Origin of the sequence: Aeromonas sp. 75A, assembly GCF_051919425.1 — a bacterium.
Lineage (GTDB): Bacteria > Pseudomonadota > Gammaproteobacteria > Enterobacterales > Aeromonadaceae > Aeromonas > Aeromonas veronii.
Genome location: NZ_JBQBES010000002.1, coordinates 976,823 through 993,570, shown reverse-complemented (window position 1 = coordinate 993,570; position 16,748 = coordinate 976,823). Strand labels below are relative to the sequence as shown.

18 protein-coding genes are annotated in these 16,748 nt (G+C 57.3%); 13 read left to right on the top strand and 5 right to left on the bottom strand.

The genetic code is table 11. The features are described 5' to 3' along the window. Positions 1-278: 278 nt before the first annotated feature. Positions 279-593 (bottom strand): BolA family protein, encoded by a 315-nt coding sequence (locus tag ACTG2T_RS04355; protein WP_330124028.1) that lies wholly within the window; start codon positions 591-593, stop codon positions 279-281. Positions 594-797: 204 nt separating this feature from the next. Between ACTG2T_RS04355 and ACTG2T_RS04350 the strand changes: the two genes are divergently transcribed. From ACTG2T_RS04350 to ACTG2T_RS04330, 5 genes are all read left to right on the top strand, one after another. Continuing rightward, complete coding sequence (locus tag ACTG2T_RS04350) at positions 798-1,931, top strand: methyltransferase (RefSeq protein ID WP_216948125.1); 1,134 nt, start codon at positions 798-800, stop codon at positions 1,929-1,931. 17 nt (positions 1,932-1,948) lie between these two features. Continuing rightward, positions 1,949-2,533 (top strand): YajG family lipoprotein, encoded by a 585-nt coding sequence (locus ACTG2T_RS04345; RefSeq protein WP_005349692.1) that lies wholly within the window; start codon positions 1,949-1,951, stop codon positions 2,531-2,533. Positions 2,534-2,535: 2 nt separating this feature from the next. Continuing rightward, positions 2,536-3,123 (top strand): peptidylprolyl isomerase, encoded by a 588-nt coding sequence (locus ACTG2T_RS04340; RefSeq protein WP_042053243.1) that lies wholly within the window; start codon positions 2,536-2,538, stop codon positions 3,121-3,123. A gap of 172 nt (positions 3,124-3,295) precedes the next feature. Beyond that, on the top strand, positions 3,296-4,675 hold the full coding sequence (locus ACTG2T_RS04335; protein WP_041202292.1) for an AmpG family muropeptide MFS transporter: 1,380 nt from the start codon (positions 3,296-3,298) through the stop codon (positions 4,673-4,675). 156 nt (positions 4,676-4,831) lie between these two features. After that, positions 4,832-5,653 carry a nucleoside-specific channel-forming Tsx family protein gene (locus ACTG2T_RS04330; protein WP_005338635.1) on the top strand — a complete coding sequence of 274 codons (822 nt, stop codon included), beginning with the start codon at positions 4,832-4,834 and terminating at the stop codon, positions 5,651-5,653. 107 nt (positions 5,654-5,760) lie between these two features. On the opposite strand, the gene ACTG2T_RS04325 is transcribed toward ACTG2T_RS04330, so the two are convergent. Then, positions 5,761-6,243 carry a YajQ family cyclic di-GMP-binding protein gene (locus ACTG2T_RS04325; RefSeq protein ID WP_005338634.1) on the bottom strand — a complete coding sequence of 161 codons (483 nt, stop codon included), beginning with the start codon at positions 6,241-6,243 and terminating at the stop codon, positions 5,761-5,763. Positions 6,244-6,443: 200 nt separating this feature from the next. Between ACTG2T_RS04325 and ACTG2T_RS04320 the strand changes: the two genes are divergently transcribed. Beyond that, positions 6,444-7,397, top strand: a complete 954-nt coding sequence (locus ACTG2T_RS04320; RefSeq protein WP_330124029.1) for a ketopantoate reductase family protein — start codon at positions 6,444-6,446, stop codon at positions 7,395-7,397. A gap of 37 nt (positions 7,398-7,434) precedes the next feature. After that, the gene (locus ACTG2T_RS04315) at positions 7,435-7,995 is read left to right on the top strand and encodes a DJ-1 family glyoxalase III (RefSeq protein ID WP_330124030.1); all 561 of its coding nucleotides are present in this window, start codon (positions 7,435-7,437) and stop codon (positions 7,993-7,995) included. Between the two features lie 111 nt (positions 7,996-8,106). Here ACTG2T_RS04315 and ACTG2T_RS04310 read toward each other — a convergent pair whose 3' ends face one another. Beyond that, the gene (locus ACTG2T_RS04310) at positions 8,107-8,313 is read right to left on the bottom strand and encodes a hypothetical protein (RefSeq protein ID WP_005338629.1); all 207 of its coding nucleotides are present in this window, start codon (positions 8,311-8,313) and stop codon (positions 8,107-8,109) included. Between the two features lie 131 nt (positions 8,314-8,444). Here ACTG2T_RS04310 and dinB point away from each other — a divergent pair, with 131 nt between their 5' ends. From dinB to rlmM, 6 genes are all read left to right on the top strand, one after another. Continuing rightward, positions 8,445-9,500, top strand: coding sequence for a DNA polymerase IV (gene dinB, locus ACTG2T_RS04305; protein ID WP_080559470.1), 1,056 nt, complete (start codon positions 8,445-8,447; stop codon positions 9,498-9,500). A 66-nt stretch (positions 9,501-9,566) separates the two neighbouring features. Then, complete coding sequence (locus tag ACTG2T_RS04300; RefSeq protein WP_330124031.1) at positions 9,567-11,708, top strand: methyl-accepting chemotaxis protein; 2,142 nt, start codon at positions 9,567-9,569, stop codon at positions 11,706-11,708. 284 nt (positions 11,709-11,992) lie between these two features. Next, positions 11,993-12,913, top strand: coding sequence for a transcriptional regulator GcvA (locus ACTG2T_RS04295; protein ID WP_005338622.1), 921 nt, complete (start codon positions 11,993-11,995; stop codon positions 12,911-12,913). Beyond that, positions 12,906-13,535: an alpha/beta family hydrolase gene (locus ACTG2T_RS04290; protein WP_330124032.1), complete on the top strand. Its 630-nt coding sequence runs from the start codon at positions 12,906-12,908 to the stop codon at positions 13,533-13,535. Before ACTG2T_RS04295 ends, ACTG2T_RS04290 begins: the two co-directional genes overlap by 8 nt. A 51-nt stretch (positions 13,536-13,586) precedes the next feature. Next, positions 13,587-13,973, top strand: coding sequence for a DUF423 domain-containing protein (locus ACTG2T_RS04285; protein WP_106842357.1), 387 nt, complete (start codon positions 13,587-13,589; stop codon positions 13,971-13,973). Then, positions 13,966-15,060 (top strand): 23S rRNA (cytidine(2498)-2'-O)-methyltransferase RlmM, encoded by a 1,095-nt coding sequence (rlmM, locus tag ACTG2T_RS04280; protein WP_139405780.1) that lies wholly within the window; start codon positions 13,966-13,968, stop codon positions 15,058-15,060. Before ACTG2T_RS04285 ends, rlmM begins: the two co-directional genes overlap by 8 nt. An 82-nt stretch (positions 15,061-15,142) precedes the next feature. Here the strand turns inward: rlmM and ACTG2T_RS04275 are convergent, their stop codons facing one another. Next, a complete protein-coding gene (locus ACTG2T_RS04275) occupies positions 15,143-15,601 on the bottom strand; it encodes a hypothetical protein (RefSeq protein WP_005349721.1) in 459 nt (152 codons plus the stop codon). A gap of 117 nt (positions 15,602-15,718) precedes the next feature. Beyond that, complete coding sequence (locus tag ACTG2T_RS04270) at positions 15,719-16,726, bottom strand: isocitrate dehydrogenase (RefSeq protein WP_005349723.1); 1,008 nt, start codon at positions 16,724-16,726, stop codon at positions 15,719-15,721. Positions 16,727-16,748 lie beyond the last annotated feature (22 nt).

The following is a 16,748-nucleotide window of genomic DNA, read 5'->3' as shown; positions in this document are numbered from 1 at the left end:
AAGGTGCATTTTCTGCCATGCCAAATGGGCAAAATCCCCGTGCCATCACAAAATTAACCTGCAATGAATAAGCCCCTGACACCTTGTAAGTAGTGGTTTTAAAGGTTTTTTTATTTCGATACCTCGATGGGGGTATTTGCCGTTGCCTCCACTATGAGCAAAAAAGCCTTGATGCCGAAATATACCCCCTTGGATGTAGCCTTTTCGGGGCCAATGGGGGAAATTTGTTTAATTTTTGTTGGCAGGTTCTCGAGGGAAATCCTGTGGTACAACCGGTTTCAGGAGAGTGACGGTTTGCCAACGCAGCTCGGGGTGCGCGGGGCGTGGCCTTTTTCCTGCCACTCGCTCTCTGTGTAGGTATGCAGTGCCAGTGCATGAACGGCACCGGCCAGCTCGTCGTCCAGCACCGCATTGACCTGACGATGACGGGCCAGCAGTCGCTGCCCTGCAAATTGCTCACTGACGATCACCACCTTGAAGTGGCTCTCAGATCCTGGTTCCACACGGTGCATGTGGCTCTCGTTGATCACCTCCAGCACGGTGGGGGAGAGGGCGGCGGTCAGCTTGGCTTCAATCAGTTGTTGGATGGTCATCGGATCGGCTTCCAGAGTGAATGTCGGGCCATTCTATCGGCAGTCGCGGGATGGAATAAGCCCCCGGAAGAGGGAAATCACCCGTCAGTTGCCCCCTTGATGCGCATCGAACTGGTGAAATTCCTGCTCCTCGCTAGAATAGCGCCACTTTGCGTCGCCCCTGGCGCCTGTATACACGAATAAAGCCGAGGTTGGACTTTTCCTATGCAAACCCTTCTCGACACTCCCCATTGCCAGCTCACGCTCTACCGCTATCCGCGCCAGAGTCAGGAGACCCTGCAAGCCTGGGATGCGGCTGACGAATATCTGATCAATACCCTGGCGGAGTCTCCCCTCGAGCAGGCGGGCCCCGTCATCATCATGAATGATGGCTTTGGCGCGCTGGCCGCCTATCTGCATCCGCACTCCCCCTGCTGCGTCACCGACTCCTACATCAGTGAGCGGGCGACCCTGGCCAATCTGGCCGAAAACGGGTTGGATGCAGGTGGGATCCGCTTGCAGGATGCGCTGGCGCCGCTGCCCGATGCTCCTGCGCTGGTAGTGATCAAGGTCTCCAAATATCAGGCACTGCTGGAGCAGCAACTGCTGGCATTGCGTGCGGTGGTGACACCGGCAACCCGCGTTATCGCTGCCGGCAAGGCGAAGGATATTCATACCTCCACCCTCAAGTTGTTCGAGAAGTATCTGGGGCCTACCCGTACCTCGCTGGCCTGGAAGAAGGCGCGCCTCATTCACTGCGAGCCGCAGGCAGAACGTCCCGCGCTGGCCAACCCCTTCCCGACTGTCTGGCCGCTGGAGGGGAGTGGCATGCTCATCCACAACCATGCCAACGTCTTCTCGCGCACCAGTCTCGATATCGGTGCCCGCTTTATGCTGGACAACCTGCCCATCCACAGTGCCCGCAAGGTGATCGATCTGGGCTGTGGCAACGGGGTGCTGGGTCTGTCGCTGCTCGCCAAAGACAGCGAGGTGGAGGTGACCTTTATCGATGAATCCTATATGGCGGTCGCCTCGGCACAGCTCAACGTCGAGCACAATCTGCCCGATGCACTGCCGCGTGCCCGCTTTATGGTCAATAACTGTCTCGACGGGGTGGCGGTCGGCTCGGCGGATCGGATCCTCTGCAACCCTCCTTTCCATCAGCTGCAGGCGATCACCGATCATATCGCCTGGCAGATGTTCAGTGATGCGCACCGGGTGTTGCCTCAGGGGGGGGAACTCTGGATAGTAGGCAACCGTCATCTGGACTATCACAACAAACTCAAGCGCTTGTTTGCCAACGCACAAGTCGTTGCGTCGAACAGCAAATTCGTTATTTTGAAAGCCATCAAACGCTAAAGCCAAAGGAAACCATGATGAAAAAGTCACTCTTGCTGCTGGCCGCCCTGATGCTGGGCGGGTGTGCCACTCATTGGCCGGAGACTGCGCTGCTCAATCCGCAGGTGATCCCCGCCAACCAGCAATACTACTCTGGCAATCGCATCACCATGGAAGGGGTAGACAAGCGTGAGGCTGCCTACGTCTTCTCCATCAAACATAAAGAGAAAGCCCCCGTGCTGGTCAACAGCGAGCGTCCGCTCAACCTGCTGATGGCCGAGCGGCTGGCCGAAGGGCTGCGCAGCCAGGGTCTCGAAGTGGGCAACAGTGGCACCACCAACCTGACGCTGGTGATCTCCAACGCCGCAGTCAATGTGGAAGAGAAGACCTTTACCTATGTCACCAAATCCCGCGTCAGCCTGCAGGTGATCGCCGATTTCCAGGGCAACCGTCTGACCAAGCAGTTCAACATGTCCTCCAGCAAGGAGAGCCCGAGCGAGCCAAGCATGGCCGATCTGGAGTCTACACTGAACCTGCAACTGGGTAGCGTGCTGCAGCAGATCATGGCGGATGATGCGCTGCGCGGTTACCTGAAAGGTCAACCGAACGGTGCAGGGGTCTGATGATGAAAAAACTCTGGTTGCTGGCCATGCTGATCGCCCCGCTGGCGTTTGCAGGCCCGAAAGTCAGAATGGAGACCAACCACGGCAATATCGTAGTGGAGTTGGCGTCCAAGCAGGCGCCCCAGACGGTGAAGAACTTCCTGCGTTACGTGGCTGATGGCAGCTATGACGGCAGCATCTTCCACCGGGTGATCCAGGATTTCGTGGTGCAGGGTGGGGGCTATAACCAGCAGTTCCAGCAACTGCCAACCTATGAGCCTGTGGTCAACGAGTCGCGCGGCGGTCTGCCCAACAAGCGTGGCTCCATCGCTATGGCTCGCACCCAGGCGGTCGACAGCGCTACTCGCCAGTTCTACTTCAATCTGGTCGACAACAATAACCTCAACGCCGGTGGCTCTGCGGGTTATACCGTGTTCGGTCAGGTGGTTCAGGGGATGGAGGTGCTGGACAAGCTGGCTCAGGTACAGACCGGTTACAGCCCCATTTTGCGCGCCAACGATGTGCCGACCAGTCCCATCATTCTGAAGAAGGTGGTCTTGCTGGCAGAAACTCCAGCAGACAAGAAAGTCGACAAGAAAGCGGGCAAGTAATCCTCATCGGACGCGGCTCGTCACCTCGCCTCGTCAGGTCACGATACAAGGCTCATCCCGTTCGGGATGGGCCTTTTCTCTATCCGGGCTTCTTTGACCTATCTCTTTGCTCGCCTTGGCTATCTGCCATCAACCTGCCAAAATGACGCACTTTTCCAAAGTCGTCAGGTAGTTGAACATGATCCGCAAACCAAGCTGGAGAGAGTCCCTCGCCGTTTATCTCGAATTTCGGGTGTTTATTCTCTTTGCCATGGGTTTTTCATCGGGTCTGCCGCTGCTGCTGGTGTTCGGTACTCTCTCATTCTGGTTGCGTGAGGCCGATGTCAGCCTGACCGATATCGGCTATATGAGCTGGGTGGCGCTCGCCTATGGCTTTAAATGGCTGTGGTCACCGCTGGTGGATCGCATGCCGCTGCCGTTGCTCTCCACGCTGCTGGGGCGTCGCCGTAGCTGGATGTTCTTCTCCCAACTGCTGATTGCCGCCGCGCTGGTCGGCATGGCGTTTTGCGATCCCAAGACCGAGCTGGCCCAGCTGGCGATGTTTGCCCTGCTGGTGGCCTTTGCCTCGGCCACGCAGGATATCGTCATCGACGCCTATCGCATCGAATCCGCCCCCGAGCGGCTGCAGGCGGCGATGGCGGCCTCCTACATGACCGGTTACCGGCTGGCGATGATCATGGCGGGCGCCGGTGCGCTGGCGCTGGCAGCCTGGTTTGGCAGCAATAGTGGCTATGACTATCGTGGCTGGCAGATTACCTATCTGGTGATGGCGGGTCTGATGTCACTCGGGGTCATCACCACGCTGTTTTGCCACGAGCCGGATATCGATCTGGCCGAGCAGGGCAAACAACAGGCCGAACGCAAGGCGCAGCTCCTGGAAAAAGGGTGGCCTGCGCTGCTGGCTAGTGCGGGGGCCTGGGGCTATGAGGCGGTCTGGTGTCCGTTTGCTGACTTCTTTCGTCGCTATGGCAGCTCGGCGCTGCTGATCCTGGCTCTGATCGCCTGCTATCGGGTTGCCGATGTGGTGATGGGGGTGATGTCCAACAGCTTCTATGTGGATATGCAGTTCAGCAAGACCGAGGTTGCCACCATTACCAAGGTGTTTGGCGTCATCATGACGTTAGTGGGAGCGGCCTTGGGGGGAGTGCTGGTGATGCGCTTCGGCACGCTGCGCATCCTGTTCTTGGGGGCGCTGCTCACCGCCAGCACCAACCTGCTCTTTGCCCTGCTCAATCAGGTTGGTCACAATCTGGAACTGCTGACGCTGATCATTTCCCTCGACAACCTCAGTGCCGGTATCGCTACCGCAGCCTTCGTGACCTATCTCTCCAGCCTGACCAATGTGGCATTTTCGGCCACTCAGTACGCCCTGTTCAGCTCGGTAATGTTGCTGCTACCCAAGTTGCTGGCCGGTTTTTCCGGGCAGGTTGTGGAGCAGATTGGCTACAGTGCCTTCTTTGTCGGAACCAGTTTATTGGGCTTGCCCGTGTTGTTGTTGATTGTGCTTGTCGCCAGAAAAGGGAGTGAGTTGCTCTCAACGGCTGACAAATAGCAAGCGTTTGCGTAGAATCGGGGGTGATTAGATTCACACTTCCGGATAAAGTTCCCGAGAAGTTGTTTCACCCCCAATTTTATTTGATTAGAATCCCTCTCGCTCCTTGTGGGCAGGCTACGGAAAACCTCAACTAACGCACAAGAGACCAATAAAATGGCCAAATTTACCAAGACTCTGATCGCTGCCGGTCTGCTGGCTGCTGCCGCTACCCCGGCCTTCGCTGCTGACTACAGCGGTGATATCCACAAGAATGATTTCAAATGGATGCAGTTCAACGTAATGCATACCATTGACCAGCGTCCTTACATGGGCAGCGACTACAACGACACCTACCTGGAAATGGAATTCGGTGGTCGTTCCGGTATGTTTGATCTGTATGGCTATGTCGATGTGTTCGATATTTTCCAAAGCAGCCATAGCGACAAACACAATGGCCAGAACATCTTCATGAAGTTCGCCCCGCGTCTTTCTCTGGATGCCCTGACTGGTAAAGATCTCTCCTTCGGCCCGGTACAAGAGCTCTACATCGCTACCCTGAACAACGTTGATGACTCCATGATGGAGAACATGATCGGTCTGGGTGCTGATGTACAGGTGCCTTGGTTCGGTAAAGTTGGCATGAACCTGTATGCTCGCCATGCAACCGAAAGTGGCTTCAAGGCCGAAGAGGGTGACTGGAACGGTTATCAGTTCTCCATGAACTGGTTCAAGCCTTTCTATACCTTCTCCAACGGCAGCTTCGTCTCCTATCAGGGCTACCTGGATTATCTGTTTGATAAAGATATCCATGGCGACAACAACCAGAGTGCTAACGGTTTGGGTACTTTCCACGGTATCTACTGGCACTCCGATCGCTACGCGGTTGGTTACGGTCTGAAGTACTTCAACGAAATCTACGGTATCAACAATGGTGCCTTTGGTGGTCTGAACACTACCGGTTTCGGTCACTACTTCTCTGTTACCTACAAGTTCTAATAAAACTTGGGGTACAAAAAACCGGAGCATCTGCTCCGGTTTTTTTATGGCCGCGATTTAGATAGCGTGGCGCGAGTCATCAAGTGCGCCGCGGCTTAGTGGATAAATCAGTCGCGGAAGTTCTGGAACTGCATCGGTTGACCCAGTTCGGCGCCACGGACCAGTGCCATGGTCTCTTGCAGATCGTCACGCTTCTTGCCGGTGACACGTACTTCATCACCCTGGATGGCGACCTGTACCTTGATTTTGGAGTCCTTGATCAGCTTGACCAGCTTCTTGGCGATCTCTTTCTCGATCCCCTGCTTGAATTTGACAGTCAGGTGGAAACGCTTGCCGGAGTGAACCGAGTCACCCACTTCCATGGAGCTGTTTTCGATGTTGCGCTTGAGCAGGGCGCCGCGCAGGATTTCGACCATCTGCTTGAGCTGGAAATCGGCATCGGCTTCCAGTTTTACCTCTTCCTTGTTCAACTCGAAGCTGGCTTCTACCCCACGAAAATCGAAACGGGTGGCCAGTTCACGATTGGCGTTGTCGACTGCGTTCAACACCTCGTTCATTTTGACTTCAGAGACAATATCGAATGACGGCATAGCCGGAGCTCCTCATGTTGCGTTATCGGGGGGCAAATCTACCAGAAAACGGGCAAATTTGCTGATTTTGATGGGGTTGCTCTGCTAGAATCCCCTGCGCACAGGACGGGTGGACCCGTTAGTGTCCACCAGCGACATCTTCACTTATCCCCGGTAACAGGTTGAGAGGATTGCAACCCTTACCCTGACAGAGTCACACCATGCCAAGCGGATTAAAAAATTCCCGACAGCCCGTTATTCCACCCGTTACTCCGAAGTGGTCACTGTTGGGTTGTGGCGCCCTCGGCGGCGTTTTTGCCTCCCTGCTGACCCAGAGTGGTCAATCCACCCGTGTCTTGTTGCGCGAACATCATAAGTCCACGCTCCATCCGGGGATCGATTTCACCTCGCTGGAGGGGCATGTCCAGCTGCTCAATATCGAGCGCGGGTTTGTCAGCAAACCCGGCAAGATCCAGCGTCTGCTGGTGATGACCAAGGCCAGTCAGGTGATTGCCGCACTGACACCGCTGGTGGGCAATCTGGATGCCGGCGTGCCGATCGTGCTGCTGCACAACGGGATGGGCATTGCCGAGCAGGTGGTCGAGATGTTCCCGCACAATCCGGTGATTGCCGGTGTCACCAGCCATGGTGCCATGCAGTGCGGCCATTTTGTCTTCCGTCATACTGGCAAGGGGGAAACCTGGCTTGGTCCGATCAACGATGCCGCCAAGGCCCATGCTGGGCTCGCGGACGAGCTGGCGCTGGCATTGGGGCAGGCTGGCTGGGATGAACAGGTATTGACGCGCCAGTGGCAAAAGCTTGCCATCAACTGTGCCATCAATCCCCTGACGGCCCTCTACAAGCTGAAAAATGGCGAGCTGGCTGGCCCCCGTTTTGCCGATGCCCTGCAGCAGATCTGCGTGGAAGTGGTGGATGTGATGTGTGCCGAAGGAGTTGCGACCACGGCAGAGGAGTTGCAACGTCGGGTGATGACAGTGGTGGAACTGACCGCTGACAATTACTCCTCCATGCATCAGGATATGGAGCTGGGACGCGAGACCGAGATTGAGGCCATCACCGGCTTCCTGCTGGCCAAGGCAGCCCGGCATGGCATCGCCGTACCGGTCAATCAGGGTCTCTATCAGGCAATCAAAGAGAAGAGTCAGGTCGTCTGATCTTCTACATGGCAGAGCAAGCAGCAAGGAGGCGAACGTGAGTGTACTGGTGCTGGTGGCCCCCGGGTCGGAAGAGATAGAGACGGTTGCGATTGTCGATACCCTGGTGCGCGCCAGCATCGAGGTGGTGCTGGCCTCTTGCTGCCCTGCCGGATCCCGGCAGGTGAAGGCATCGCGCGGGGTACAGCTGGTGGCCGATTGTCATATCGACGAGCTAACCCGTCGGGACTTTGAAGCCATCGTGGTACCCGGTGGGCTGCCCGGCAGCGAAGTGATCCGCGATACCCCGCTGGCCATTGATCTGCTCAAAGAGCAGGCCGCTCTTGGTCGCTGGCGTGCTGCCATCTGCGCCGCCCCTGTGGTGGTGTTGCAACATCACAGTCTGCTGGGTGATGCCATCGTTACCTGTCATCCCGGCTTTCAGTCCCGACTACCGACATCGCAGCTGTCACATGAGCGGGTAGTCAGAGATGAGGCTCATCGCCTTATCACCAGCCAGGGGCCGGGCAGCGCCATCGAGTTTGCGCTTGAACTGGTCCGGGTGCTGCGTGGGGATGAAGTGGCGGCCACTGTCGCTGGCCCTATGGTGCTGCCTTGAGCGCACTCTGCTGCAGAATCAAGCTGGCCATGCTTTGAAAAACGGGCCCCGGTCATCTTGATCGGGGCCCGTTTGTTATCTGCTGTTGTCGGTCACGCCATCTTGTCCGGCTCAGTAGTCGTACTGTGAGCACTGTTTTTTGTTGTACTCAGTTTTCCAGCGTGCCAATTCTTGCTCTGTGCCGAGCTTGTCCCCTTTCTTGATGGCCTGTTCCAGTATCTCAATCCGGTCGTATAGCCAGCGGCACTCTGCCGTCGGGTTGTTCTTGCCGATGCCGGTCAACGGCAGCAAACAGAGTCCCAGCCAAAGATATTTCATCCCGAACGCTCCTTGTCATTGTGGTAGTAAAGGTCTCCTTGGAGTCTACTATTTTAGCCGCAACGAGAGAGATAGAGCTGCGGTTATCCTTGGGGTAAGATGATGCCATGTCTGTTTATTTATACAGTAGTATGCGCAAGATCATCCATATCGACATGGACTGCTTTTTTGCCGCGGTGGAGATGCGGGACAATCCGGCGTTGCGGGAGGTGCCGCTCGCCATCGGTGGGTCCTCCGAGCGGCGCGGCGTCATCTCGACCTGCAACTATGTGGCGCGCAGGTTCGGTGTGCGCTCCGCCATGCCGAGCGCGCTGGCGAAAAAACTCTGCCCACCGCTGGTACTGATCCCTGGGCGAATGGCGGTGTACAAGGATATCTCCCGTCAGCTCAGGGCCATTTTCCTGCGCTATACCGATCAGGTTGAACCGCTGTCGCTGGACGAGGCTTACCTCGACGTGACCCACAGTCGCTGTTGTGGCGGCAGCGCCACCCTGATGGCGCAAGAGATCCGGCAAGCCATCGTCACCGAACTGGGATTGACCGCCTCGGCCGGAGTGGCTCCCAACAAGTTTCTCGCCAAGCTCGCCTCGGAGCAGCGCAAGCCTGATGGTCTGTTTGTCATTCGTCCCGACGAAGTGGCCGAATTTGTCTGCCAGTTGCCCCTCGGCAAACTGCCCGGGGTGGGGCGCAAGACTGCCGAGCGGCTGGAGGCACAGGGGCTCTACACCTGTGAGGATGCGCGGGCCTTGTCGGCACAAGAGCTGTGCAGTCGTTTTGGCAAGCTGGGAGAGATGCTGACGACCCGGATCTGGGGGCTGGATGAACAGCCGGTGCAGGCACACCGGATCCGTAAAACCATCGGGGTGGAGACCACCTTGGCGAGCGATGTTTGTGACGAAGCCGCCTGCCTGACGGTATTGCAGCAACTGCTGCCGGAGCTGGAGCGGCGATTTCAGCTGGCGTGTCCTGCCGAGCAGGTGATGGGGCAGGGGATTAAACTCAAGTTTGCCGACTTCCACCAGACCACCGTCTATCGCAGTCAGGGTGGCTATCAGCCAGCCTTGTTCGTTCCCCTGCTCAAAGAGGGATTACAGCGGGCGCAAGGGCGTTCGGTTCGCCTGCTGGGCTTGGTGGTGGGTTTGCCAAAAGAGGGTGAAGTTAATCAACTCTCGCTGGATTTGCTGTGAGAGAGTTAAGTTTTTGTTTATAAAGTCGATAATCTATCCATATCTGTATGACGTAGGAATATTGGCATGAGCGCTCTTTCTGTCCAGGGTCGGATTACCCTGATCGCCGGTTGCTGTCTGTTGGTGACAGCCGCCGCTCTGGTTGCCTCTTCGATTTACAACGCGAACAAGATGCAACAGCAGGTGCGGCAAGCCACCATGCATGAGGCGCAGCAGTCGGCCGAGAACTGGATGAAGGCGATGGGCTCGGAGCAGGCGGCCAAGGTGACCAGCTATCTCGATGAGGCCTATTTCCGCGCCAGTTTGCTGGCGGAGAGCGTGTTGTTCCAGCGCAAGAATGCGGCCGAGAACTTTGTCCATTCGGAGGCGCTGCGCAGCGCCGTCAATCAGCAACTGCACGATGCAGTTGCCTCATCGACCAATCTGCTTGGTGTCTACGCGGTGTTCGAGCCTGATCAGCTGGATGGGGAAGACAGCAACTATCAGGGCTCAACGGCGCTGGGTTCCAACAACAAGGGGCGTTTTTCCAGTTACTGGGCCTATGACAACGGCAAGATTGAGCCGGAAGTGCAGAATGAGGATGTACTGGCCGATGAGAGCCCGACCGAGGCTGGTGGAATCGAAAACGAGTGGTATCGCTGCAGTATTCGCACCCGTGCCCTCTGCCTGCTGGAGCCCTATCTGGACGATGTGGGCGATAAACAGATATTGATGACCTCGGTGACGGTCCCACTACTGGAGCAGGAGACCTTGCTGGGGATGGTCGGGGTCGATATCTCGCTGGCCACTTTGCAGAGTCTGGTCAGCACCATGGACAAGGAGCTCTATGACGGCAAGGGCAGAATATTGCTGGTCAGTCACGAGGGGCGCGTGGCGGGAGCCGATGAGTTCGATGTGACCATGGGGCGCGGGCTGGATCAGAAGTATCAGGGGCTGGCCAGCGAGCTGAAAGGCTGGCTCAGTCAGGGTCAGGAGCTGACTCGCTGGAGTAGCGATGGCACCTTGTTGCAGACCTTTGTCCCGGTATCCATGCGTGGCACCGACCGTAAATGGGGCATCTACATTGAATTGCCACGGGCCGTAGTGCTGGCCTCGGCCCAGCAATTGCAAGATGAGCTGGCCAGTGAAGCCAATCGCAGCGTGGTCTCGCAGCTGTCGATCGGAGTGCTGATCTCGCTGGTTGCCCTGAGTTTTATCTGGTTGATGGCGCGCCAGATTGTGGCACCCATCCGCGCTGTAGTTGCCCGCCTCAAGGATATCGCCAGTGGTGAGGGGGATTTGACCCAGCGTATCGAGATCCAGCGGCAAGACGAGATCGGCGAGCTGGCCAAGTGGTTCAACAGCTTCCTCAACAAGTTGCAATCCACCATCAGTCAGGTGATTGATACCGTCTCCGGTACGCGCAACAGTGCCGAGCGAGCCGCGCAAGTGGCCGAGCGCACCAGCAGTGGCATGCAGGCCCAGTATCAGGAGATCGATCTGGTGGCGACGGCATTTGAGGAGCTGAGCGCCACGGCGTTGCAGGTCTCCGGTAATGCCGGCTCGGCGGTGGCTGCCGCCAACACCACTGATGCCGCGGCGCAAGAGGGTAAATATGTCGTTGCCGATACCCAGGAGGCGATGCGCAAGCTGATGACCATCATCAACGATGCCCAGCCGGTGGTGGAGCGACTCTCCGCCAACAGCGACAACATTAATGACATCCTCATCGTGATCCAGGGAATTGCCGAGCAGACCAACTTGCTTGCGCTGAATGCGGCTATTGAAGCGGCGCGGGCCGGTGAGCAGGGCCGTGGCTTTGCCGTGGTGGCTGATGAGGTGCGCAATCTGGCGGGTCGCACCCAGAATGCCATCGTCGAGATCCAGACTCTGATCAGCCAACTGCAATCCGGTACCGGCGCCGTGGTCAAGGCGATTCGCGATGGTCATGGACAGGCTGACGAGACCCTCGCCAAGGTGGATCTCTCGGTGCAGGTGCTGGAGCAGATTATCCAGTCGGTCTCCACCATCCATCAGATGAACGAGCAGATTGCCCGGGCGGCACAGGAGCAGAGCCGGGTGGCGGATGAGATCAACCGCAACGTCAGCAACATTCGCGATGTGAGCCACACCATCCGGGCCGAGGCGGCGACCTCCGCCGAAAATGGTCGCGAGCTCTCTGCGCTGGCGGACAAACAGCAGCAGCTGGTGGGGCAGTTCAAGGTATAGAAGGGATGAAAAAAGGCGCCATCCAGCTGGAGGCGCCAAACACATTCAGATGACAGACTGGGTCAAACCGGTGAGATTTGAGCCCCTCTTCCCGCAGAGGAAGAAACACAACACCACAATCGCAGTCGAAAGACTCACTAAAAACACATGTAAACCAACACGTAGTAGAAAATGTGAGCCATATGACGACTGATTGCTGGGCGAATTATGTTTATTCACTGGTCGACCCGCAACCGACAAATTATAATGCGCCCCATTAGAAAAACTCATCGTCGGCTGGTGTCATGTCTCGTCGTTTACCCCCGCTCAATGCCCTCAAGGCCTTTGAAGCAGCGGCTCGTCACTTAAGCTTTACCCGCGCAGCAGAAGAGTTGTTTGTGACTCAGGCTGCCATCAGTCACCAGATCAAGGCGCTGGAGGAGTATCTTGGCATCAAGCTGTTCCGCCGCAAAAACCGCTCCTTGTTGCTGACCGAAGAGGGGCAGGGCTATTTCCTGGATATCAAGGACATCTTTGCCTCCATCTCTGAGGCGACCGACAAGCTGCTGGCCCGCAGTGCCAAGGGGGCGTTGACTGTCAGTTTGCAGCCGAGTTTCGCCATCCAGTGGCTGGTGCCGCGGTTGGTCAAATTCAGCGAGCGCCACCCCGATATCGACGTGCGGATCAAGGCGGTCGATCTCGACGAAGGGTCGCTCACCGACGATGTGGATGTCGCCATCTACTACGGGCGCGGAAACTGGCCGGGTCTGCGCTCGGACAAGCTGCATACCGAATACCTGATCCCGGTCTGTTCCCCCTTGCTGCTGACCGGGCCCAAACCGCTGCGTACGCCGCAAGATTTGACACTTCATACCCTGCTGCACGATACCTCCCGCCGCGACTGGAAGGCCTGGTTCCGCCAGCTCGACATCGATGCCCCCAACGTCAATCAGGGCCCCATCTTCAGCCACTCCACCATGGTGATCCAGGCGGCGATCCACGGTCAGGGAGTGGCACTTGGTCACAGCGTGCTGGCTCAGCCCGAGATTGAGGCTGGTCGCCTCATCTGTCCGTTTGAGCAGGTGCTGGTGAGTAAGAATGCTTTCTATCTGGTGTGCCAGGAGCAGCAGTCGGATCAGGGCAAGATCGTTGCCTTCCGCGACTGGATGCTGGAGCTGGTGGAGCAGGAAGAGGCGCGTCGCAGGGCAAGGCTCGCCGATGCATGAGGTGATCCGCGAGGGGGCAGTTGATGCCCCCGTTCGCATTTTGCTGGCCCACGGGGCAGGCGCGGGGATGGATCATGTCTTTCTTGCCGAGATGTCACGTCTGCTGGCTGGCCCCGACATCGAAGTGGTGCGCTTCAACTTTCCCTACATGACCAAGCGAGCACAGGATGGCAAGCGCCGTCCGCCGGACAGAGCACATGTGCTGCTCGCCCATTGGCGCGACATGATCCGCGAGTTTGCCCATCCACGGCTGTTTCTGGCGGGCAAGTCGATGGGCGGGCGGATGGCGGCGGAACTGTATAGCGAAGGCGAGGGTGAGATGAATGCTGCAGGATTGCTCATTCTCGGGTATCCTTTCCACCCTCCGGCCAAGCCCGACAGCTGGCGAGGCGAGGTACTCAAGCATATTGCAGTGCCAACTCTGCTGTTGCAGGGGGAGCGCGATACCTTCGGTAGTCGCGCCGAACTGGCCGATTTCCCCTTCTCACCCGCCGTATCGGTCCATTGGTTGACCGATGGTGATCATGGTTTCAAACCGCGTAAAGCCAGTGGCGTGAGTGAGCAGGAGAATATGCAGCATGCAGCGGCGGCCATCAGCCATTTTGTGGCCCGGCACGGATAGCACGAGAGGGTTGGTTTGATTGCCAGCCGTGATGAGAGAGGGAGTGTGAGGATGCAGATCCATCGACATTGGCTGATACTGGCCGGTCTCTTCGGGTTGACGGCCACCATGCTGGGGGCTTATGGCGCCCATGGATTGGCGGCGACCGGCATTACGCCCGAGCGTCTGGTGGCGTTCAATACCGCCGTGCAATATCAGTTTTTTCACGCACTGGCCCTGCTGGTTCTGGGCTGGTGTGGTGTGCGCAGCAGGGTGATCCACCTAGCTGGCACCGCTTTTGTGCTGGGGATCATCGGATTCTCCGGCAGTATTTACGCCATGGTGCTGCTTGGCAGCAAGGGGCTGGGGTTGATTACCCCGGCCGGTGGCCTCTGTTTTATGTTGGGATGGACGGCCCTGATCTGGGCTGGCTGTCGTCTTGGAGGAAAAAATGAATAATCTGCTGCTTTATTGCCGCCCCGGTTTTGAGAAAGAGGCGGCTGCAGAGATCACCGAGCGTGCCGGTAACATGCAGTGCTACGGTTTCGCCCGGGTCAAGGACGACAGCGGTTATGTGATCTTCGAACTGTATGACGAGGAGCAGGCGGACCTGCTGGCTCGCAAGCTGCCATTCCGGGAGCTCATCTTCATCCGCCAGATGCTGGTGGTCACCCATGAGCTGAAGGAGCTGGATGTCGCGGACAGGATCTCCCCCATCCTTGAGGCGGTGAGTGACTACACCATTTGCGGCGATCTGCGGGTCGAAACCGCGGATACCAACGAAGCGAAAGAGCTGTCGGCCTTCTGCCGCAAGTTCACCGTGCCGCTTCGTCAGGCGCTGCGCAGCAACGAGATCCTGACCAAGAAGGAGACGCCAAACCGTCCGGTGTTCCACGCCTTCTTCATGGCCAATGATCACGTGTTGCTGGGTTACTCCTACTCGTTCAACAACTCCGGATTCCACATGGGGATCCCGCGCCTGCGCTTCCCGGCCGATGCACCGAGCCGCTCCAGCCTCAAGCTGGAGGAGGCGTTTTACGTGTTCGTGCCGCGGGAAGAGTGGGATGTGCGTCTCTGTTCAGGCATGAAGGCGGTGGATCTGGGCGCCTGCCCGGGTGGCTGGACCTATCAGTTGGTGCGCCGTGGCATGATGGTGACGGCGGTCGACAACGGTATGATGGCCCAATCCCTGATGGATACCGGTCAGGTCAAGCATATCCGGGATGACGGTTTCGTCTGGCGTCCGAGCAAGAAGAACACCTACTGGCTGGTGTGCGACATGGTCGATAAACCGGCGCGGGTCGTTCACATGATTGCGGACTGGTTCCGTGAGGGTGACTGCCAGGAGGCGATGTTCAACCTCAAGCTGCCGATGAAGAAGCGTTATGCCGAGTCGGTGCACAATATCGAGGTGCTGCGCGAGATGCTCAAGGAGATCGACAACGCGTTCGTGATCCAGGCCAAGCAGCTCTATCACGATCGAGAAGAGATCACCGTGCATGTTTACAACAAGTACTGGGTCTCCAAACTCGAGCCCAAGGCGTGATGTAGCAGTTCTGCCCGTACGATAAATACCAAGGCCGACAGGGAAACCTGTCGGCCTTTTGCTATTCGGCTGCCGGAAAATATCAGAAACGGTAATCGAGGCGCAGGGAGGATTCGTCGTCGGTCACCTTGATCTCTATCTGCAACGGGATGGTTTTGTCGACCGGATTGAATTGCATCTTTATCCCATCTCCTCTCAGCCTGAGGGCGGTGTTCATTCCGCCAGCCTTGAACTTGACCTTGGGTCTGAAGCGTTCAACCGACAGACTGACGCTCTTTTCCGGGGTTAGATTAAGCTGCGGGTAGGAGGTGATCTTTTGATTGCCAAAGTTGTCGGTGGAGACTTCAATACCAAACGACAGGGGTTTGGGTGCCTTGAGCAGGTCGTTGGTATTCAGGCTCGAGCGCCATACCTCGGTGGCAGTCCGTTTTTCCTGCTGTGGCAGTTTGGCGGTTTGGGTCTGTTGATCCTGCTCGAAAGCACTGGCAGTACCACAAACCAGCATCAGACCCGAAACCAGATAGCACCCGTATCCCTTCATGAAAAACACTCCCTGTTCTTCTTCTCTATTGAACATAGTTGCTGTTCGGGGAGTGGCAAAGGATTCGGAAATATAAAAAAGGGAGCAGAAGCTCCCTTTTAAAATCAATGAATTAACTCACAGACGATCGATGATGGCCTGGGTGAATTCGCTGGTGGAAGCCGTGCCACCCAGATCGCGGGTGACCCGATCACCGGATTCGATGGTGGCTCGTACTGCTTCGCGGATCCGCTCTGCTTTATCCTGCATGCCGAGGTACTCCAGCATCTGGATGGAGGCTAGGATCACCGAGGTCGGGTTGGCGATATTCTTGCCTGCGATATCCGGTGCCGAGCCGTGCACCGCTTCGAAGATGGCGGCGCCATCGCCGATGTTGGCGCCGGGCGCCATACCAAGGCCGCCAACCAGACCGGCGCAAAGATCCGAAAGGATATCGCCGAACAGGTTGGTGGTGACCATGACATCGAAACGCTCCGGGTACATCACCAGGTTCATGCAGGCGGCATCGACGATCATCTCTTCGCTCTGGATATCTGGGTAGTGGCTGGCGATTTCACGTGCCACTTCGAGGAACAGGCCGGAGGTCGACTTGAGGATGTTCGCCTTGTGGATGATGGTGACCTTCTTGCGCCCTTCCTGACGGGCCAGCTCGAAGGCGAACTTGACGATGCGCTCGGCCCCTTCGCGGGTGATGATGCTCATCGCCTCGGCACTCTTGTTGTCATCGCTGCGCTTCTGACCTGCTCCCGAGTACATCCCTTCGGTGTTTTCACGCACTGTGATGATGTCGATGTTGTCGTAACGGCTTCTGGTGCCCTTGAAGGAGATGACCGGACGCACGTTGGCGTAGAGGTTGAATTTCTTGCGCAGGGAGACGTTGATGGAGGTAAAACCGCCGCCGACCGGGGTGGTCAATGGCCCTTTCAGGCTCACCTTGTTCTTCTCAATCAGATCCAAGGTAGCCTGGGGCAGCAGCTCGCCATGCTTCTCGAGGGCAACCAGACCCGCATCAGCGTATTCGTACTCAAAGTCACAGCCCGCATGGGTCAGGATCTGGATGGCTGATTCAATGATGCTGGGGCCGATGCCGTCGCCGGGGATCACGGTAATTTTTCTTTTGGACATGAGAGGGTTCCACTTCCAGGGT